Below are 20,707 nucleotides of genomic sequence, written 5' to 3'. Positions count from 1 at the left end.
CAGGGCCGCTGCAGCGGCAAAGGCACTATGAGCCCAACTCGATTCCCGATTCAAAGACGCCGAACCGTACCGGTTCGCATCGGACCGGTGACCGTCGGCGGTCAATCCCCGATCGTCATCCAGTCCATGACCAATACGGACACCGCGGATATCGCCTCCACGGTCCAACAGGTCGCCGAGCTTGCCCGTGCCGGCTCGGAGTTGGTGCGAATCACCGTGAATCACGAGTCCGCGGCCCGCGCGGTCCCGGCGATCCGCGAGGCGCTGGACGCACAAGGGTGCAGCGTGCCGTTGGTCGGCGACTTTCATTTCAACGGCCACCGTCTGCTTACGGATTACCCCGAGTGCGCGGAGGCGCTGGCGAAGTACCGCATCAACCCGGGCAATGTCGGGCGGGGCGAGAAGAAGGACAGCCAGTTCGCGACCATGGTCGAAATCGCCTGCCGCTACGATCGGCCGGTGCGCATCGGGGTGAACTGGGGCAGCCTGGATCCCGACCTGATCGTGCGGATGATGGACGAGAACGCACGCTCGCCCGAGCCGCGCGATGCCGATCAGGTGATGCGCGAGGCGATGGTGGAATCGGCCATCTCGAGCGCCGAGCGCGCCGAGCAGGTCGGCTTGCCGCGCGATCGCATCATCCTGTCCTGCAAGATGAGCGGCGTGCAGGATCTGATCGCGGTCTATCGCATGCTGGCCGATCGCGGCGACTATGCCCTGCATCTGGGCCTGACCGAGGCCGGCATGGGATCGAAGGGGATCGTCGCATCCACCGCCGCCTTGTCCGTGCTGCTTCAGGAAGGCATCGGCGACACCATCCGCATCTCGTTGACCCCTGCACCGGGTGAGGCGCGCACCCGCGAGGTGGTGGTCGCGCAGGAGATCCTCCAAACCATGGGCATGCGCTCCTTCGCCCCCATGGTCACCGCCTGTCCGGGCTGCGGACGCACCACCAGCGATACCTTCCAACACCTGGCGCAAGACATTCAGGCCTACCTTCGCGAGCAGATGCCGGATTGGCGCACGCGGTTTCCAGGGGTCGAGACCATGCAGGTCGCAGTGATGGGATGCGTCGTGAACGGACCCGGCGAGAGCAAGCACGCCAATATCGGCATCAGCCTGCCCGGCAACGACGAGCGCCCGTCCGCACCCGTCTATGTCGACGGCGAGAAGGTCGCCACACTCAAGGGCGACGGGATCGCCGAGCAGTTCAAGCGGATGGTCGACGAATACATCGAGACCCACTATCGGGCGCAGTGACCGACGCGCCGGTCGGCTCGGCTTCGACGATGCCCGGAGAAGCAATGATTCGTGTGTAACGGCGATTTGAATCACCCCGATCCGCGGGTACGCGTCGTCGAGATATTGATCCAAAGCACTAACGATAAGAATGCCCTAACGGAAAAGAGGAGGAGAGATGAAGAAGACCATTCCCGTACTCATCGCCACTGTATTGGTCTGCGGATCGGCCCTCGCCGACGGACCTATGGTGGTCCCGTTGCAGCGTCTGTCGATGGATTCTGCGGTGAAGATCGCCCAAGGGGCGATCGAGGAATGTCGCGAGAAGGGGATCCAGATCGCTGTCACCGTCGTCGATCGCGAAGGCACGGTGCAGGTGACACTGCGCGACACCATCGCCGCGCCGATCACGGTGCCGATCAGCAAGATGAAGGCCTTTACCGCGGTCAACTTCAATGCCGCAACCTCGGCCATGGCCGATCGGGCGGATACGCCGATCGGGCGTGTCGAGGGTCTCGTCATGTCCGCGGGCGGTGTTCCCGTCCTGGTCGGCGGCTCGTCGCTTGTGGCAGGCGTCGGCGTCAGCGGTGCACCCTCGGGGGAGACCGACGAGGAATGCGCACTCGCCGGCATCGCCGAGATCCAGGACGATCTGGATATGGCGATGTAGGGCTGAACCGCGTCCGGTTGGGTTCGGGTCGGGTCGGGTCGGGTCGCGTGAATGTATGCGTCGGCTCGACACACGAGCTTGGCGCGACGCGGCTCAGGATGCGAAATAGCCCGAAGAATTCTAAACCGCGTCGTGCAGGGCGTTCCGGGGATCATCGCGGGTTTCGTCCCTGCAAAAACAGAGCATAGTGGAGCCATACGCGGTTTAGGCCCACAACAGGATCGGGGGTGACAGATGCGTTTATTGGAAGCCGAAGCAGCGCTGATCTCAGACCTGAAGGACGAAAGCGAGTTGATCGGCGAGATGCGCCTACCCGCATTCAGCGTGGTCACCGCACGCCACCCGACGCTCGGCAGACTGGTGATCATCGTCGCGCCGGACGGTACGGGGGCGGTTGTCGAGGTGAGCGAGTAGGGCCTCAGGGACGCTCGGTCTGCGTCCGCCCGTCACCGGAGCATTGCCCGGGTTTTAGGGAAAACCTCACCCGGCAAAGCCGATTCCTAATCGTGATCCGACGGGGCGCGGCGCATCCGCTTGCTGCTGGATTGTTTCCGCTTGGTCTCCAAGCGTCGCTCGGTCGAGGCGCGGGTGGGTCGAGTCGCGATGCGTGTCTTCGGCCGCACCGCTGCTTGAGCGATCAGGGCGGCGAGTCGGGCTCGCGCATCGGCGCGATTGCGCTCGCGGGTGCGATAGCGGTGTGCTTCGATCATGAGGACGCCGTCCGAATCGATCCGCCGGCCGCCGAGGCGTCTTAGACGCTCGCGCACGTCCTCCGGGAGCGAGGGCGAGCGTCCGACGTCGAACCGCAACTGGACCGCCGTCTCGACCTTGTTGACGTTTTGGCCGCCGGGTCCGGGCGAGCGGATGAACCGCTCGCTCAGCTCGGTCTCGTCGATTCGGATACGCTTGGAGATCTGCAACATCACGCAATTGATCTGGACGCGGTTTAGTCCACCCACACGCGCGCATTGCGGAATAGACGCATCCAAGGGCCGTCCGTACCCCACTCATCCGGATGCCACGAATTCTGAACGGACCGAAAGACGCGCTCGGGGTGCGGCATCATGATGGTCACGCGTCCGTCGAGCGTCGTCAGGCCGGCGATGCCCTCGGGCGAGCCGTTGGGGTTGGCGGGATACCGCTCGGCGACCCGGCCATCGTTCTCGATGTAGCGCGTCGCCACGCTCGTGCGCGCCGCGGCCAGATGCTCGGCATCGCGGAACTCTGCTCGGCCTTCGCCGTGCGCCACCGCGATCGGCATGCGCGATCCGGCCATCCCGGCGAGCACGACGGACGGCGTCTCCCGAACCTCGAGCATCAGTGTGCGTGCCTCGAACTGCTCTGAGCGGTTGCGCACGAAATGCGGCCAATGGTCCGCGCCCGGGATCAGCTCGCGCAGGTTGGAGAGCATCTGGCAGCCGTTGCAGATGCCGAGCGCAAAGGTGTCGCTGCGCTCGAAGAAGGCCTGGAATTGATCGCGTGCGCGCGGGTTGAAGAGGATGGACTTCGCCCAGCCCTCCCCCGCCCCCAGCACGTCGCCGTAAGAAAAGCCGCCGCAAGCGGCGAGGCCGCGGAAGCGCGCGAGCTCGACGCGCCCGGCCATGATGTCGGACAGATGCACGTCCACGCACTCGAAGCCCGCCGCATGGAAGGCCGCGGCCATCTCGACCTGCCCGTTCACCCCCTGCTCGCGCAGGATGGCGATCGGCGGGCGTGCGCCGCGCTCGACATAGGGCGCGGTCAGGTCATCATCCGGATCGAAGGTCAGCTCCGCATGGAGACCGGGATCCGGCTCGGCGATGCGCGCATAGGCCTCGGCCGCGCACTCGGGGTTGTCGCGCAGGGACTGCATCCGGAAACTCGTCTCGGACCAGACCTGCTGAAGCTCGGTGCGACTCGCCTCGAAGAGCGGTCGACAGCGGCGGCAGACGCGGATCTGATCGCTGTCGTCGAGCATGCCGATCACCGGGCTGTACTCGGCCAGACCGTGGTATTCCAGGATCTGGAGCGCGTCGTCCGTCTCCGTGTGGCGAACCTGGATCACCGCACCCAGCTCTTCGCTGAACAGGGCCGAGAGGTCATCGGGACCGACCGCGGCCAGATCGACATCGACCCCGCAGCGTCCGGCAAAGGCCATCTCGCAGAGCGTGGTGATGAGTCCGCCGTCCGAGCGGTCGTGGTAGGCGAGGATCAGCCCCTCGTCTTGAAGCTCTTGAATCGCTGCAAAGAAGCGCTTGAGCAGGTCCGGTGCATCCAGATCCGGCCCGTCGTCACCGAGCTGACCGTAGACCTGCGCGAGCGCGGACCCGCCGAGACGGTTCCGGCCCTGCCCCAGATCGACGAGGATGAGATCGGTGTCGCCCTGATCGGTTCGCAGTTGCGGCGTCAGGGTCGCGCGCACGTCGAGCACCGGGGCAAAGGCGGAGACGATCAGCGAGAGCGGCGCGGACATCGCGTGCCGCACACCCGCGGCATCCTCCCAGACCGTCTTCATGCTCATCGAGTCCTTGCCGACCGGGATGGCGATCCCGAGTGCCGGGCAGAGCTCCAGACCGACGGCGCGGACAGTGGCGTAAAGCCGAGCATCCTCGCGCGGATCGCCGGCGGCGGCCATCCAGTTGGCGGAGAGCTTGATATCCCCGATCGACGCGATGCGCGCGGCTGCGAGATTGGTGATGGCCTCGCCGACGGCCATGCGCCCGGAGGCCGGGGCATCGAGCAGGGCGAGCGGCGTGCGCTCGCCGATCGCCATCGCCTCGCCGGTGATGCCGCGATAGTCGCTGATGGTCACGGCGCAGTCGGCGACCGGGATCTGCCAGGGTCCGACCATCTGATCGCGTGCGACCTGACCTGTGATGCTGCGATCCCCGATGGTGATCAGGAAGGACTTGTCGGCGACCGTGGGCAGACGCAGCACGCGATCGAGCGCCTCGCGCAGATCGATCTCGGCGGTGCGCAGCGGCGGGCGCGGCGGCTGTCCGGAGAGGGCATCCCGCTCCATCTTGGGCGGCTTGCCGAAGAGGAGCGACATGGGCATGTCGATCGGGGTATCCGAGAAATGGGTGTCGCCGAGCATCAGATGCTCATCCTCGGTCGCGGTTCCGACCACCGCATGCGGACAACGCTCGCGCGCGCAGATCGCCTCGAACTGCGCCAGCCGCTCCGCCGCGACGGCCAGGACATAGCGCTCCTGCGACTCGTTGCACCAGATCTCCATCGGCGACATGCCCGGATCGGCGTTGGGTACGGCGCGCAGCTCGAAGCGTCCGCCGCGTCCGGCGTCGTGAACCAGCTCGGGCAGCGCGTTGGCCAGCCCGCCGGCGCCGACGTCGTGGACGAAGAGAATGGGATTGTCCTCGCCGAGCGCCCAACAGCGGTCGATGACCTCTTGGCAACGGCGCTGCATCTCCGGGTTGGCGCGCTGCACCGAGGCGAAGTCGAGATCCTCTGCCGAAGCGCCCGAGGCCATGCTCGAGGCCGCCCCGCCACCGAGCCCGATCAGCATCGCCGGGCCGCCGAGCACGATCAGCGCCGTGCCGACGGGAAAGCTGTCCTTGGCGACATGCTCGGAGCGGATGTTGCCGATGCCGCCGGCGAGCATGATGGGCTTGTGATAGCCGCGCAGCTCGGTCGCGCCGTTCGGGCCGGGGATGGCCTGCTCGAAGGTGCGGAAATAACCCGTCAGATTCGGTCGGCCGAACTCGTTGTTGAACGCAGCCGCACCGATCGGCCCTTCGAGCATGATCTCGAGTGCGGAGACGATCCGGCCCGGCTTTCCGTGGTAGTCGGCCTCTGGCGGCTCCCAGGGCTGCCCGAAACCGGGGATGCGCAGATCCGAGACCGAGAAGCCGCAGAGACCGGCTTTGGGCTTGGCGCCCCGCCCGGTCGCGCCCTCGTCGCGGATCTCACCGCCCGAGCCGGTCGCCGCACCCGGATCCGGTGCGATCGCGGTCGGGTGGTTGTGGGTTTCGACCTTCATGAGGATCTGGATGGCTTCCTCGTGCTCGCCATAGATCCCGGTTGCGGGGTCGGCGAGAAAACGGCGCCCCTCCCACCCCTCGATAACGGCGGCGTTGTCCTTGTAGGCGGAGAGCACGCCATCCGGAGAAACGTCCGTCGTGTGGCGAATCATCTTAAAGAGCGAGTGCGGCTGCGGCTCGCCGTCGATATCCCAGCGGGCGTTGAAGATCTTGTGCCGACAATGCTCGGAGTTGGCCTGGGCGAACATCATCAGCTCGACATCGGTGGGGTCGCGCTCGAGTGCGGCGAAGCTGCCGGCGAGATAGGCGATCTCGTCGGGCGAGAGCGCGAGGCCCAGCTCGCGGTTCGCCTGCCCCAGCGCCGCCTCCGGGTCCGCGCCGAGCGCGACTCGGCGCACCGGACGCGGCTCGGCGTGTGCGAACAGCCGCTCGGCCTCGGCCAAGTCGAAGAGCGCGACTTGGGTCATACGGTCGTGCAGGAATGCAGCAGCCTGCTCGACGGTCTCCGCGTCGAGTGAGCCGCCGTCCGCCGTCAGATAGTAAGCTGTGCCGCGCTCCAGTCGCTCTAGGCCATCGAGTCCGCAGTTGTGCGCGATGTCGGTCGCCTTCGACGACCAGGGCGAGATGGTGCCCGGTCGCGGCACGACCAGAACGAGCCGGCCGACCGGCGCGTGGCTCGGCAAGGCGGGACCGTAGCGCAGGAGCCGCTCCAGGATCCCGCGCTGATCCTCGGCCAGCTCGCCTGCCAGAGCGGCGAAATGGACATGCTCGGCATAAACCTCGATCGGCACGCCGATCTGCTCGCGCAGCCTGCCGGCAAGCTTCTGAAGACGGAACTCTGAAAGGGCGGGGGCACCACGGAGGACGAGCATGGGACGTGACTCTGTATTCTGGCTCTTGATCCGACATGATACTTGAGATCCGAGGCCGGAGCGCGGAGGAGCGGACCGGCCTCGACCGTTCCGCACTCGACGCCGAATAACCACAAGCGGGCAATCCTTGACCGGCTACCGATCCGCCGTGCCCCACCCGCGGGTTAAGGCACGCGCGAACAGCTTATCCACACGAGCGGTCACAGGGGTTGGGGGTAACCCAGCGTTTCGTCCATACTGCTCCCACCCGTGCGCGAATCAGGTTAGGGGTGTGGCCTGGACACGGTCGATCAGCAAGCCGACTGCTTTGATCAGAGCCTCTCTGTCCAGCGGATACCCCGCGTCGACCTCGTCGTAGCGAAGCTGAACAGCGAAGCTCGTGAGGTCGACAAGGCACCAAAGATCATCGACCTTCTGGCCGTGCGACTCCAAGGCCGCAAGCAACTCGGCAAGATCATGGCGAAACGGATAGGAGGCGCCGAGGATCGCTAGCCATGCCTTCAGTGCCTTTTCAACGGCCTGTTGGGCATGGAATCCGAAGATGTTGTCGTCGAATTTGCGGGGATTGCGCATGTTGACGAGCGCAAGAAAATCGGCACTCGATCGCCGTAACAGTCGCGCCGCATCATCCCGATGGCTTGCCATAAATCACCTTTCCCTCCTTGAGCGCCTGGCTGACGACATGACCTGGGTTCTTCGATAACCGATCGACCTCGTCTCGGCTGTAAAGCAGCAGGTCCTTTGCAACCCCGAACCCAGCCAAACTGCGATAGAGACGACCGGCGTCCCGACCACGACTGTGCGTATCGGAGAATGGCTTACGCTCGACGACCAACAGATCGACGTCTGAGTCCCAACGAGCCTCCCCGCGGGCACGCGAACCGAAGAGAATGATGGCGTCGGGATCGACTTCCCGAACGATCACCGAGACCATTCGACCCAGCAGGATTTCTTCAGCGATATCCATTGGTCAGTTGCTTGGTTGTCTTGGAGTAGTGTAGCCATGCGGGAAGAACGCGAACTGCACTGATCAAGAATATATGCATCGTTGCGCCGCGTCATTCCCGGTGAGCCCTCGACAAACCGACCGTGGCCGTGGTCGTCGGAGCGCAACGCGGTTTCAGTCACGATCGACCCGACCCTATCCCGTAACCCCGGGCAAGATCCCGGCACCCCGAGTATCATTCGGCTCCTCTGGATATCAGACCCGAACACCATGCCGAATCACGCCCTATCCGATCTGCTGTCCGCGCTCGATTTCGCCTGGAGGCGCGAACCGGCCACGCCCGGCCCCTTGGACAACATCCAATGGCGCGCGAATGCCTGCGATGCCGGCTCGATCCTCTTCTTCCAGCGGTTCGACGACGGGCGCACCGATACCGAGATCATCGAGCGCTATCTCGCCGATAGCGCCTGCTCCGTGCTGGTCACCAACCGCATGATCGAGGGTGTCGAGCGACTGCCCGGCAAGGGCATCTATGTCACGCACCTCGGCGATTGGGCCGAGGTCGTTGCGCGCTTCTGCGATTGCATCTATCCGCTGGACACCGACGGCACGGTCTTTCTGGGCGTCACGGGCACCAACGGCAAGACCACCACGGTGAAGTATCTGGAGGCGATCCTCTCGGCCCATGGGCGGCCTGTCCTCTCGGTCGGGACGCTCGGCCTCTCCTTGGCGGGCGAGCCGCTGGTCAATACCGGATTCACCTCGCCGCCGCTGATCGAGCTGCGCCGTCTGCTGCACGCCCATCGCGACCGCTACGCGGTGGTCGCGATGGAGGTCAGCAGCCACGCCTTGGATCAAGGGCGCGCGCACGGCATCCCGCTTCAGAACGCCGCCTGGACCAACTTCACGCAGGATCATCTGGACTATCACGGCGGCGAGGCGGCCTATTTCGCGGCCAAGGCACGCATCCTGGACATGATCGCGGACGGGGGGCGTCTCTACACGACCAGCTCGGATGTCGCCGAGCGTCTGCGTGAGAATGGCCAACCGCGGGTTCCAGTCGAAGTCCTGCCTGCCGCGACGCTCGGCGCCGAGGCGCTCGCCGCCAAGCCATTCCTCGCGCTCGCGCACAACCGTCGCAACTATGCGCTCGCCGTTACCTTGGCCGACGGGATCTTGGGACCGGGCGCGCGCGAGGACTGGCGGCATCTGAGCGCGGTGGACGGGCGGTTCGAGTGCCGCGTCGTCGGCAACCGCACGCTGGTGGTCGACTTCGCCCACACCCCGGACGCACTCGAGACCATCCTGAGCGCGATCCGCGAGGCCTTCCCCCGGGCGCAGGTCGCCAGCCTCTTCGGCTGCGGCGGCGACCGCGATCGTTTCAAGCGCCCGCTGATGGGTGCCGCGGTGGCGCGTCATTCGGACCACACGATCGTGACCTCCGACAATCCGCGCTTCGAGGACCCGGAACGGATCATCGCGGATATCCTGACGGGCATGCCCGAGACGGGTCGCGAGGTGGTGGTCGAGCGCCCGCGCGCGATCGCACGCCTGTTCGACTTCCTTGCCGAGCGACCGGAGGACGAGCCCTGGGTCGCCCTCGTCGCCGGCAAGGGTCACGAGCGCTATCTCGATGCCAAAGGCCACAAGACGCCCTACAGCGATCAGGACGAGATCGAGCGCAACCTTCTGCGCCTCGGCTGGGTCTGACGCGAGCCGGCGAGGAGCGACATGCCAATCACTGGGCCCTTGCGCCGACTCTACTCGGTCCCCGTCGGCTTGCTGCTCGGCATCGTGCTCGCGCTGCTCGTCCCGGAGGGTGCGCCCAACGTGGCCTGGATCGGGCAGGTCTTTATCTCCATCCTCAAGCTGCTGATCCTGCCGCTGATCCTGGTCTCCATCTATGCCTCGCTCTCGGGCGGGCGCGAGCTGCGGCGCATCGGCGGACGGACCTTGCTCTACTATGTCACGACCTCCGCCGTTGCCGCCGGGCTGGGGACACTGATCGGGCTGGCGTTCTCGCGCGAGCTCCCGGCGGGGCTGCTCCGGCTCGAGCAGGTCGAGCCGGGCGCGGCAAGTTTTAGTATCGAGCACCTAGTTGCGAACCTCGTCCCGAGCAACCTCTTCGCCTCGCTCGCGGACGGGAACATCCTGCACATCGTGTTCGTTGCCATCGTGTTGGCGATTGCCTCGCGGCGCATCGCAGGAGAACAGCGCGAGACCCTGCTCGCCGGTGCACGCGCCGCGGACGCCCTGCTGATGCAGGTCCTGCGCGGGGTTCTTGCACTTGCACCCGTCGGCATCGCGGCCTTGATCTACGACGGACTCGCCGGGATGGACTGGGCCGAGGTCTTCCAGCTGCACGCATTCGTATGGGCGGTGGCCTTGGCCGCGGTGCTGCATGCGGGGGTCTTTCTGCCGACCCTGTTTCGTTTGCGCACGGGGTCTTCGCCTTGGCGCTTCGTCGCCGCCTGCCGTGCCCCGCTAATGACCGCGCTCTCCACCGCCTCGAGCGCCGCGACCTATCCGGTCTCCAAGCAGGCACTGGAAGACACGGGCGTGAGCGAGCGTGTCACGGCCTTCAGTCTGCCCTTGGGCGCTACGCTCAACATGGACGGATCCGCCCTCTACCAGTCGATCCTGCTCATCTTTATGTCCCAGCTCGCCGGGGTTGATCTCAGTGCCGCGCAGGCGCTCTTCATCGTTCTGCTCACCATGGCCTCCTCCGCCGGCACCGCCGGCATCCCCGGAGGCGGCATTGCACTGATGGCCTTCATGCTCGACCTGCTCGGCCTGCCGCAGACCTATCTCGCCCTCTATCTCGTCGTCGATCGTTTCTTCGACTATCCGATCACGGCCGTCAACGTCTGGGGGGACTTGGTTGTCGCCGCCCTTGTCGACCGCGACCTTCGGCGAGGCTGAGCTGCAATCGCACGGTGCGGTTCGTCTCCTCACCGCACCCGACGTGTGCGAAAACAAAGGCGTAGGGTGTGGTGACGCAGGAACCGCACCGATAGGCGGCTCGATGATCGCGCCGTGCGGTTCGTATCCTCACCGCACCCGACATGGGCGAGAACAAAGGCGTAGGGTGTGGTGACGCAGGAACCGCACCGTTGGGCGGCTCGATGATCGCGCCGTGCGGTTCGTCTCCTCACCGCACCCGACATGGGCGAGAACAAAGGCGTAGGGTGTGGTGACGCAGGAACCGCACCGATAGGCGGCTCGATGATCGCGCCGTGCGGTTCGTCTCCTCACCGCACCCGACGTGTGCGAGAACAAAGGCGTAGGGTGTGGTGACGCAGGAACCGCACCGATACGCGGCTCGATGGCCACATGGTGCGGTTCGTATCCTCACCGCACCCTACGTGCGCTCCCGGGCATACCCGAGACCACTCCCATCGCGGGCCCGCTCGGGATAGACTCGACACACCACGCGCCGGGCCGGTTTAGTCCATGTCGACTCCTCGCTCCATCCGATTGCTGATCCCATCGTTGGCCATCGTCGGTCTCTCCTTGCTCGGGGCCGTGCTCCCCGACACGGCGCGCGCCGCGGACGCCTGCCGAGAAGGCAAGGAGGTGCGGATCTGGACCGCTCCGCTGCAACCAAGTCCGGGCGCGCCGCTGGAGATCATCGCGGTCGCTACCGACGCCGATCTCGACGAGGTACTGATCACGGACCCCGCCGGCCGCCAAACCAGCTTGCGCACAGCCCACGGCGGCGGACCGCCATGGAGTCTCTACGGGACACAGTTTCGCCCGGTCGCCGGGATCTATCGCATCGAAACCACGCGCGCAGGGCGGGTCGCGGGTTGCGCCGAGGTGAGGGTCGGCGGCAGAGATCGCACGCAAGGGAGCAAGCGCGGCAGCGGCGAGTGGGACCTGGCGACGGAGGCATTCTACTCGGCCTGGATCGAGCACCTCTTCGAGGCCCCGCCCGAGCAATTGCTGAGCTTCGACTCGCTCGGCCCCGTGCTGCGCGACCCCGCGCGAAACCTGCTCTTCAACTATCTCGGCAACGGCGAGGACCACAGCCTCCCAGCCGAGCCTGATTGCGCCGACCTGCCCTACTTCCTGCGGACCTATTTCGCTTGGAAGCTCGGCCTGCCGGTCGCCTACCGACCCTGCACGCGCGGGAGCCGGAGCAGCGCTCCGACCTGCCAGGCACCTGTCGCCGAGACGCGCTTCGTCGGCGCTTCCATGGACCAGGGGGCATCCGCCGAGGTCTTTCGCGAGGCCAGCCGCTCGATGATGAACACGGTCCATTCAGGCAGTGCACGCACCGCGCTTCGCGACGACGCGACCGACTTCTATCCGGTCGCGCTCGATCGCTCGACACTCTGGCCCGGGACCATCTTCGCCGACCCCTACGGTCACATCATGGTGATCGTAAAATGGCTGCCCCAACGCGGCCGGGAGAGCGGTCTCCTGCTCGCCGTCGACGCCCAGCCGGACAACTCCGTGACGCGCAAGCGGTTCTGGGAGGGCACCTTTCTGTTCGCCCAAACCCCGAGCGCGGGACCGGGCTTCAAGGCGTTCAGGCCGGTGGTTCAGACAGGCAGCGGCGTGCGCCAGATGCCCAACAACGCGATCGACGGTCGATCCGGTCTGCCGCCCTTCTCCCTCGAGCAAGCCGCACTGTCGCCGGCAGACTTCTATGCCCGCATGCAACGGCTCGTCAACCCGCGCGGCCTCGAACCCGAGGTTGCCTACACCGCGACGCTGGACGCCTTAATGGAGCAGCTCGAAACACGCGTGACCTCGGTCGAGAACGGCGAGGCCTACGTGCGCAGCCGACCCGGCATCACCATCCCGATGCCGAGCGGACCCGCCATCTTCGAGACCACCGGCCCCTGGGAGGATTACGCCACGCCCTCGCGCGACATGCGGCTCTTGATCGCCATGAAGGTGCTCGCAGACCTGCCCGAGCGCATCCGTCGTTACCCGGAGCTCTTCGTGCTGCAGGGCCGCTCGCCGAGCGATGCCGCCGCGCGGATCGAACGGATGAATGCACAGAGAATGGGCGAGCGGTTCATCACCTACACCCGCAGCGACGGCACGCCCTGGCGGCTGAGTCTCGGAGAGATCTTCAGCCGCCGCGCCGAGCTTGAGATGGCCTACAACCCGAACGACTGCGTGGAGCGGCGCTGGGGCGCATCCCCGGGCTCGCCCGATGAGTCGACCTGTCGGCGGCGTGCACCGGCGGACCAGCGTGCGCGCATGGAGGAGTATCGTCCCTGGTTCCGCGAGGCGGTCCGCCCGCCGCGTTAGCGCAACCTTCTCGATCGGCTGAACAGACGCATTCGACACCCACGCCCGGCTGCGCCCAAACGGAGTCCGTCCCATGCCCAGCAGTTGTCCCTCCGTGCCATGCCGACCCGAGCAGGCCCTGCTCGGAATAGCCTCTGTCGCGGTTTGCCTCGCGTTGGTCGCCTGCGGGGCCCCGGGCCCGCGTCCCGGCGAGGCGCCCGGAACCTGGGCCGGACGCCCGATCGGCCGGGCGCCCTCGCCCAACCCGGGGCTCAAACAGGCGATGATCCAACGTGCAACCCGCGAGTGGGAGCAGTTCGATCGCCAGGTCGTGGTCTTCAAGGGCAACGAGGAGAGCATCCCTCACGTCGGCGCCTGGGAGGACGACTACACCCATGTCAGTCGGGTCAACCTCTACTGGCGTGCCGTCAACAAGCCGACGCTCGACGGACTGGACTGCCGGCAACCCTGGTCGGCCGCCTTCATCAGCTGGGTGATGCAGAGTGCGGGCGTACCGACGAGCCAGTTCCGCCCGGCGAGCGCCCACTGGGTCTATCTCTCATCGATGGTCGAGGAGGCGAGCTATCCGGGTCGCTACTTCGTCCCCCGGCGGATTCAGGACTACAGCCCCGAGCCGGGCGACCTGGTCTGCGCAGGGCGCGGCCGCACGCCGTTGCGACCGGTCGACGGCTATACCAGCGCCTGGATGCTCCAGGGTGCGGAAACCCACTGCGACCTCGTGGTCGGGAGAAACGGCCAGACACTGGACGTCATCGGAGGGAACGTGCGCAACTCGGTCTCCAAGAGCGTCCTCGAGCTCGACGACCGCGGTCGGCTCAAGCCCGTGACGCGCCGGCCCTGGTTTCTGGTGATGGAGAATCGGCTCTGAGGTCGCGCTGCATGACGCTCGTCCGTTAGGCAAAGCGCAGCGCGCCACACCGACCTGCTCATGTTGCCTTGAATCGTTCCGTAATCAGGTCAGCGGAGGTGACCATGAACAACATCGAAAGACAGCCCTGGACAGCATGCCTCGGCGCCGTTCCCGCGATCCTTCTGCTCTTCGTCTTCCACGCTCATGCCGACGAGCCCTGGACAGCACCCCTGCAACGCGGCGGTCAGGTCGAGGTCGATCCACGCACCAACCGCCCGGTCCTCGATCAGAACGGTCGTCGCACGCAACTCTGGGACGGCGTACACCGACTGGAAGACGGCTCGGTCATCCGCATCGAAGGCGGCCGCGTGGTCCCGACGACCGATATGCTGGCGCCGAGCGGCGCGCCGAGCGAGCCGGCCGCATCCGACACAGAAGCACCGGAGGCGGTCGAAGCCGACGAAGGCGAGGCCAAGCAGCCGACCGGCGGACGCCTTACGGGCGCCTCGCCTTGCGAGCAACTGGTGCTCCGAGTCTGCGGCGCCGCCCGCACCTGTTGGCAGGAGCCCGCTTGCGAGGCCGCGCGCCAACTCCGTCAAATGGAACAGGAGGAGTGGCTTAAAGGAGCCGATCCAGGCCGCGTCACGGAGAGCGGGAAACAGTGCGAGGAGGCCATGAGCAACGCCTTCTTTGCGCCGTGTCGCTAAACCGCGCCCAGCGCGGCATGCGTCGTCTGTTGATTTGGTTTGGCCGCGCCGGCTCCGATCATTCTCGGAGCCGGCGCGGTTTAAAGTATTAAAAGATATAAAATTCGAAACCGCGTCTCCGCTAAGAGCCGTGGATGCACCCGACGTCGAACTCACGCTAAAGTGAGCATCTCGCTCTGGACGCGGTTGAGTCCCCCGGAAGTCTCGATACTGCCTCCCCGGTACGCCGACTTCAGTCGGCACCCGGGGAGGCGGACTTCAGTCTGCCGTGGACCCGGGTGCGAAGGGCGCCGGAAATTGCGCGGCGTTGCACGCGTAAACCGTACCGCCGCATTCTGCGTGCTCGGCGAGGCGACGCCTTTGTCCGCTCGACTGCCGGCTTAAGCGTGCCTTCGATACGCCAAGAACTGCTTCAGCAGAATTGGTTGGATCTCGCCCAGCTCGCGTCGCCGGTCGATGGTATCGTCGCCGCTCACAAGCGCATGCAAGAGACGGTATGCGGTCGCGCGATCGTCGCTGGACGTGTCGCCCGTTTCGCGGATCACCGCAAAGGCCTTCGGATCCTCCAACAGAAGCCAGGCGGGGAAATCCTCGGTCGCCAGTTCGTCCTCGAGTCCGAGGTCGCCGAACGCCGCCCAGAGATCGGCCAGACGACGATCCGGAAACGCCGGGGCACGAAAGGCGCGCTCCGCTGCCGACGGATATTCACGACAGAGCCACAACCAGTCTCGGCGCGCACCGAACGGATCGCGAACGCGCCAGCAGGCCTCGGCATGGACGAGGACCAGCACCGGTTGGTCGAGCCAGTCGGGCTCGGACTCGATCGCCTCTCGCGCGCGCTCCCATCGCCCTGCCCGGGTCCAGGCGATCGCCGCGTGGAAGTCACCCGAACCCGGACCGAAGGCACGCCCGGTCAAGCACTCGGCCAGCCCCGCCCAGAGGGTCCCCAGGAAATCGCGTGCCCGATGACCCAGCAGCTCTCCGGCCAAAGGCCCGATCCCTTCCAGCTCGCGCCATCGTTCCTCGACACGTCCGTCGCGCCCGACCGCATCGACGTCGTCGAGGGTCTGGATCAAACGGAGAAAGCCGCCGAGTCTTGGATGCCCCGGCTCATGGTGCATCAATCGGGCGACCCGATCGCGCGCACGATCCATGCGGTGCTCGACCAAGGCCGTGCGGACCTCCTCCTCGAGCAGCAGCGCGGTGCTGTCCTGAAACAGGTCCAGCTGACAACGCTCCGGGGGCGGCGCATAGACGAGCGTGCAGGCGCGGGACAGCTCCGTGTGCGGACCGATCGACAAGGGACGCTCCCGATCGCCCCACGCGTTGTGCGAAAGCGCGACGGCCACGAGCTTCTGTCCGCGAGCATAGACCCCTGCATCCTCCAGGAACCCAGCAATCGCCTTGGGTGAGGCACGCAGGACCCCCTGCAGATCCGACCGCCCCCCGGTCCGCCAGGCGACATAGTCCTCGTAGCCAAGCAGGTCGGCCGCGAGCAGAAGCTCCAGTGGATCGAGCCGCCCCTGCTCGAGCAGCAGACGATCGACGAGCGGTCGCAGTTCTTGATCCGGGATCGCGTCGCGTGCCGGGTCCATCAGGTCGCCCTCAAGCTTCGGTCGAATGGTCGTGAATATGGACGGCTAACCAAAGGCAGCGGGGGTCGGTCGACGTCTTGTTCACGCGATGCGGGGTTCCCGCCGGGATGAACCGATAGTCGCCCGAGCGCATGGTGAGCGTCTCTCCGTCGACCCAGAGCTCCGCCTCGCCTTGCAGCAGACAGACCCACTCGTCCTGGACCTGATCGTAGAGGACGGACTCGGGGCGATCGCTGCTCAGGATGCGCTCGATCCGAACGTTGGAGCAGCGCAACAGCTCCTCGAACGCCTCGCCGCGATCGATCCGGGGGAGGTCTTGAAAAAGGTTGCGCAACATCCCGGTCAGCCCTCGTCGAGGAAGGATTCAAAACAACCGAACCTGAACTGCGTCTCGCCAAGTCCGACTTTAGCCTCGACGCCCGTCGCAATCCGCAACCATCAAGGAAGCACCGGACGCGGTTCAGCCCTACAACAAGACGCGCTCGATCCCGCCGTCCTGCGCCTGATCCAGAAACCGCTGCTGCCAGCCCTCGCCAAGCATGCGGTCGGCCATCTCGACCACGATATAGTCGGTCTTCAGACCCGTGTCGTCGGTGTACTTGGCGAGACCCTGCTGGCAAGCCGGACACGAGGTCAAGAGCTTGACCTCGCCGGCGCGGACGACGTCCTGCCCCGTCAGCGCCTGAATCCCCGCGGTCAACTCCTCCTGCTTGCGGAACCGCACCTGGTTGGCGATATCCGGACGCGAGGTTCCGAGCGTGCCAGCCTCCCCGCAGCAGCGATCCGAGAGCATCACCGACTGGCCGATCAGACTCGCCGCCACCTTGAGCGGCGCATGGGTCTTCATGGGCGAGTGACAGGGATCGTGATAGAGATATTGAACCCCTTTAACGCCCTCCAGACTCACGCCCTTCTCCATCAACCACTCATGGATGTCGAGCAGACGGCAGCCGGGGAAGATGCGCTCGAACTCGTACTTGAGCAGCTGATCCATACAGGTCCCGCAGGAGACGACGACTGTACGGATGTCCATGTAATTGAGCGTATTGGCGACCCGGTGGAAGAGCACACGATTCTCCATCGTGATCTGGCGTCCTCGGTCTTCGAGCCCGGCCGAGCGCTGCGGATAACCGCAGCAGAGATAACCGGGCGGCAGCACGGTCTGAGCGCCTTGCTCGTAGAGCATCGCGAGCGTGGCGAGCCCGACATCCGAGAAGAGCCGCTCGGAGCCGCAGCCCGGGAAGTAGAAGACCGCTTCGGCGTCCTCCGCCGCCACCCGCGGATCGCGCAGGATCGGCACCTGGGTCTTGTCCTCGAGCCCCAGGATCTGGCGAAAGGTCCGCTTGGGCAGCTCGACCCGGATCGGTCGACTGACCAGATCCACGACCTGGCTCGCGAGCATCGGCCGATGACTGGTTGCACCCGGCTTGGCGGTACGCTTTGCCGTCATCCGCAGCGCCTTGGCGACACGATGGCCGAGATTCATCCCCGCAAACCCCCACTGCGCCAGCCCTTTGCGGAGCAGTCGCACGGCACGGGGATCCGTGACATTGAGGAACTGCATCGCCGCCCAGGAGCCGGCGTTGAAACGCTTCTTCCCGCGATCGATCAGGATGCGCCGCATCCGCATGGTGACATCGCCGAAGTCGATGTTCACCGGACAGGGATTCAGACACTTGTGACAGACCGTGCAGTGATCCGCCACGTCGTTCATGGCATCGAAATGGCGCAGCGAGAGACCGCGACGGGTCTGCTCCTCGTAGAGGAAGGCCTCGATGATGAGCCCGGTGCCCAGGATCTTGTTGCGCGGCGAATAGTTGAGATTGGCCCGCGGCACATGCGTCATGCACTTGGGCTTGCACTTGCCGCAGCGCAGGCAGTGCTTGACGTCGTCGTTGAGTGCGCCGAGCTCGGTCTCCTCGAGGATGATGGCCTCTTGCTGCACCAACCGCAGCGACGGCGTGTAGGCACCTTCCAGCCCGGAGCCCGGCATCAGCTTGCCCGGATTGAAGCGCGAGTGCGGGTCGACGCGCTGCTTGTAGGCCACGAAGGCGTCGAGCTTCTCGCGCTCGAGGAACTGCAGCTTGGTGATGCCGATGCCGTGCTCGCCCGAAATAACCCCGCCCAGATCGCTCGCCAGCGCCATGATGCGCGCGACCAGGCGGTCGGCCTCGTGAAGCATGGCGTAGTCCGATGAATGCACCGGGATATTGGTGTGCACGTTGCCGTCGCCGGCATGCATGTGCAGCGCGATGAAGAGCCGGGAGTCGCGCACTCGGGCGTGGATCTCGGTCAGGCGCTCGCGCACGCGAGCCAGATCCTGGCCCGAGAAGATCTCGTTGAGTCGATCGGCCACCTCGGCGCGCAGCGATTGACGCAGATCGCGACGAAGCATCATGGAGAGCAGGGTGTCGCCCTCGCGGATACGGGCCTTCTCGGTGTCGCTCAGTCGATCGAGATGTGCCGAGGCGGGCTCGTCCAGATCACTCAAGATGGTCTGCCAGCGCTGCCGCGCGGCTTGGACCGCCTCGCGCGCCGCATCGCGCTTGGCACTCAGGATAGCGACGGCCTCGGCCGAGTCCTGATACTCGCCCTCCCCGCGCGCCCCGGCAAGATCACCGCCGAGATCACCCGCAAGATACTCAAGCAGCGCCGCCATGATGGCGTCCTTGTTGCGGATCGACTGCTCGATGTTCATCCGTTCGATACCGCGGCTGTAATCGCCGAGCCGGTCGAGCGGGATCACCACGTCCTCGTTGATCTTGAAAGCATTGGTGTGACGCGAGATGGCGGCGGTGCGGGCGCGGTCGAGCCAAAAGCGTTTGCGGGCCTCCGGACTGATCGCGATGAAGCCCTCGCCATCGCGGGCCTTGGCGAGCGTCACCACCTGCGCGGCGGCTTGATCGACCAACGCCTCGTCGTCGCTCACCAGATCCGCGATCAGCACCATCTTGGGCAGCTCGCGACGCGCCGCCTTGGTGGTGTAGTCCACAGCGCGGACATAGCGCTCGTCGAGATGTTCGAGCCCGGCCAGCTGCACGCCAGACAAGGCTTCGAGATAGTCCTTGATCTCGACGATCGCCGGCACGGCCAGATCCAGATCTGTCCCGAAGAACTCCAAACAGACCGTGCGCGCATGGTCCGGCATCCGATGCAGGACGAAGCGTGCCGAGGTGATGATCCCGTCGCAGCCTTCCTTTTGAACGCCGGGCAGACCGGAGAGGAATTTGTCCGTCACGTCCTTGCCGAGACCGACCTTGCGCAGGGCGGAGCCGGGCATCTCCAGGATCTCGGGCTCGCCCTTCGGCGTCACACCGTCAGGCAAGAAGCGCCGGATGCGAAAGCGCACCAGCGGTTGCTCATGGATCTTGCCGAGGTTGTGATCCAGACGCTCGACCTCCTGCCAATCTGCATCGGGCGTCACCATCCGCCAGGAGGCCAGGTTGTCGAGCGCCGTGCCCCAGAGCACGGCCTTTTTGCCGCCCGCGTTCATGGCCACGTTGCCGCCAATGCAGGAGGCATCCTGCGACGTGGGATCGACCGCGAACGCCAGACCGGACCGGTCGGCCAGGTCCGAGACCCGACGCGTGACCACCCCGGCGCCACAGCGCACCGTCGGCACCGCGCCCTCGACGCCGGGCAGCGCGATCCGCTCCACACCCGAGAGGTCTTCCAGCTTCTCGGTGTTGATGACGGCCGTCTTCGCCTGAAGCGGCACCGCCGATCCCGTGTAGCCCGTGCCGCCGCCGCGCGGGATCAAGGTCAAACCCGCGTCGATACAGGCGCCCACGATCGGCGCGACCTCCGCCTCGGTGTCCGGCGAGATGACCACGAAGGGCATCTCCACGCGCCAGTCGGTCGCATCCGTTGCGTGCGAGACCCGCGCCAGACCGCCGAAATCCAGGTTGTCCTTGTGCGTGATCCCCACGAGCGCCTTGCGCAGACGCGCGCGCTGGCTCTTCTCCTGCTCGAACCAGTCCCCGAAGCGCTGCACCGCGGCCCGCGCCGCAGTCAGAAGCTCGCCGGCCCGACGATTGTCGTTGAGCCGCAGCTCGAACTGATCGAGCCGATGCGTCAGCGCCTGCAGGAGCAAACGGCGACGCTCCGGGTTGTCGAGCAGGTCGTCCTGTAGGTAAGGGTTGCGCGTCACCACCCACATGTCCCCGAGCACCTCGAAGAGCATCCGCGCCGAACGTCCGGTCCGGCGGCTGACGCGCAGCTCCTCGATCAACCGCCACAGCGGCTCGCCGAGAAACCGGATGACGATCTCCCGGTCGGAGAAGGAGGTGTAGTTGTAGGGGATCTCGCGGATCCGTTGCTGGACAGCTGCGGTCATATGGATCTGATCATCGGCGATTGTTTCTTGCACTGCACAAAATGGTACAGCAAAGGAGACCCGCCATGACCATGTTGCCGACGAGGGCGGGTTGAGCAGACCGGTCGAAACGACGGTTCGAGTGCCCGCCACCGTCCACGGCATCATCGCCCGCCGCAGAGACCCGATCGATCGACCGCCCACGCAGGCCGTTGAGGAACGGTTAAGAAATAACCGAAACACGTAGGATGGGTAGAGCGCAGCG

15 protein-coding genes are annotated in these 20,707 nt (G+C 65.8%); 8 read left to right on the top strand and 7 right to left on the bottom strand.

The features are described from left to right. The first annotated feature begins 27 nt into the window (after positions 1-27). The 3 genes from ispG to THIMADRAFT_RS22750 all read left to right on the top strand — a co-directional run bounded on the left by ispG (position 28) and on the right by THIMADRAFT_RS22750 (position 2,323). Positions 28-1,260: a flavodoxin-dependent (E)-4-hydroxy-3-methylbut-2-enyl-diphosphate synthase gene (gene ispG, locus THIMADRAFT_RS22760; RefSeq protein ID WP_007195489.1), complete on the top strand. Its 1,233-nt coding sequence runs from the start codon at positions 28-30 to the stop codon at positions 1,258-1,260. A 157-nt stretch (positions 1,261-1,417) separates the two neighbouring features. After that, positions 1,418-1,909 (top strand): GlcG/HbpS family heme-binding protein, encoded by a 492-nt coding sequence (locus THIMADRAFT_RS22755; RefSeq protein ID WP_007195488.1) that lies wholly within the window; start codon positions 1,418-1,420, stop codon positions 1,907-1,909. A gap of 234 nt (positions 1,910-2,143) precedes the next feature. Next, a complete protein-coding gene (locus tag THIMADRAFT_RS22750; RefSeq protein ID WP_007195487.1) occupies positions 2,144-2,323 on the top strand; it encodes a hypothetical protein in 180 nt (59 codons plus the stop codon). A gap of 86 nt (positions 2,324-2,409) precedes the next feature. Here the strand turns inward: THIMADRAFT_RS22750 and arfB are convergent, their stop codons facing one another. From arfB to THIMADRAFT_RS22730, 4 genes are all read right to left on the bottom strand, one after another. Beyond that, positions 2,410-2,832 (bottom strand): alternative ribosome rescue aminoacyl-tRNA hydrolase ArfB, encoded by a 423-nt coding sequence (gene arfB / locus THIMADRAFT_RS22745; protein WP_199484286.1) that lies wholly within the window; start codon positions 2,830-2,832, stop codon positions 2,410-2,412. A 23-nt stretch (positions 2,833-2,855) separates the two neighbouring features. After that, positions 2,856-6,761 (bottom strand): phosphoribosylformylglycinamidine synthase, encoded by a 3,906-nt coding sequence (gene purL / locus THIMADRAFT_RS22740; RefSeq protein WP_007195485.1) that lies wholly within the window; start codon positions 6,759-6,761, stop codon positions 2,856-2,858. Between the two features lie 258 nt (positions 6,762-7,019). Next, positions 7,020-7,406: a HEPN domain-containing protein gene (locus THIMADRAFT_RS22735; RefSeq protein WP_007195484.1), complete on the bottom strand. Its 387-nt coding sequence runs from the start codon at positions 7,404-7,406 to the stop codon at positions 7,020-7,022. Next, the gene (locus THIMADRAFT_RS22730) at positions 7,387-7,728 is read right to left on the bottom strand and encodes a nucleotidyltransferase domain-containing protein (RefSeq protein ID WP_007195483.1); all 342 of its coding nucleotides are present in this window, start codon (positions 7,726-7,728) and stop codon (positions 7,387-7,389) included. Before THIMADRAFT_RS22730 ends, THIMADRAFT_RS22735 begins: the two co-directional genes overlap by 20 nt. A 249-nt stretch (positions 7,729-7,977) precedes the next feature. Here THIMADRAFT_RS22730 and THIMADRAFT_RS22725 point away from each other — a divergent pair, with 249 nt between their 5' ends. The 5 genes from THIMADRAFT_RS22725 to THIMADRAFT_RS22705 all read left to right on the top strand — a co-directional run bounded on the left by THIMADRAFT_RS22725 (position 7,978) and on the right by THIMADRAFT_RS22705 (position 14,532). Next, positions 7,978-9,417, top strand: coding sequence for a Mur ligase family protein (locus tag THIMADRAFT_RS22725; RefSeq protein WP_007195482.1), 1,440 nt, complete (start codon positions 7,978-7,980; stop codon positions 9,415-9,417). Positions 9,418-9,438: 21 nt separating this feature from the next. Continuing rightward, positions 9,439-10,629, top strand: coding sequence for a dicarboxylate/amino acid:cation symporter (locus THIMADRAFT_RS22720; protein ID WP_007195481.1), 1,191 nt, complete (start codon positions 9,439-9,441; stop codon positions 10,627-10,629). A gap of 531 nt (positions 10,630-11,160) precedes the next feature. Continuing rightward, positions 11,161-12,975, top strand: coding sequence for a hypothetical protein (locus tag THIMADRAFT_RS22715; RefSeq protein WP_007195480.1), 1,815 nt, complete (start codon positions 11,161-11,163; stop codon positions 12,973-12,975). A 73-nt stretch (positions 12,976-13,048) separates the two neighbouring features. After that, the gene (locus THIMADRAFT_RS22710; protein ID WP_007195479.1) at positions 13,049-13,843 is read left to right on the top strand and encodes a DUF2272 domain-containing protein; all 795 of its coding nucleotides are present in this window, start codon (positions 13,049-13,051) and stop codon (positions 13,841-13,843) included. 104 nt (positions 13,844-13,947) lie between these two features. Beyond that, positions 13,948-14,532 (top strand): hypothetical protein, encoded by a 585-nt coding sequence (locus tag THIMADRAFT_RS22705; RefSeq protein WP_007195478.1) that lies wholly within the window; start codon positions 13,948-13,950, stop codon positions 14,530-14,532. Positions 14,533-14,912: 380 nt separating this feature from the next. Here the strand turns inward: THIMADRAFT_RS22705 and THIMADRAFT_RS22700 are convergent, their stop codons facing one another. The 3 genes from THIMADRAFT_RS22700 to THIMADRAFT_RS22690 all read right to left on the bottom strand — a co-directional run bounded on the left by THIMADRAFT_RS22700 (position 14,913) and on the right by THIMADRAFT_RS22690 (position 20,463). Then, the gene (locus THIMADRAFT_RS22700; protein WP_007195477.1) at positions 14,913-16,127 is read right to left on the bottom strand and encodes a hypothetical protein; all 1,215 of its coding nucleotides are present in this window, start codon (positions 16,125-16,127) and stop codon (positions 14,913-14,915) included. A 10-nt stretch (positions 16,128-16,137) separates the two neighbouring features. Further along, positions 16,138-16,464: a cupin domain-containing protein gene (locus THIMADRAFT_RS22695; protein WP_007195476.1), complete on the bottom strand. Its 327-nt coding sequence runs from the start codon at positions 16,462-16,464 to the stop codon at positions 16,138-16,140. A 129-nt stretch (positions 16,465-16,593) separates the two neighbouring features. Beyond that, entirely contained in the window at positions 16,594-20,463 is a 3,870-nt protein-coding gene (locus THIMADRAFT_RS22690) for a DUF3683 domain-containing protein (protein WP_007195475.1), read from the bottom strand. Between the last annotated feature and the right edge of the window lie 244 nt (positions 20,464-20,707).

It is taken from the genome of Thiocapsa marina 5811, assembly GCF_000223985.1.
GTDB lineage: Bacteria > Pseudomonadota > Gammaproteobacteria > Chromatiales > Chromatiaceae > Thiocapsa > Thiocapsa marina.
Note: the sequence above shows the minus strand (reverse complement) of the source record. Positions and strands in the feature narration are given on the sequence as shown.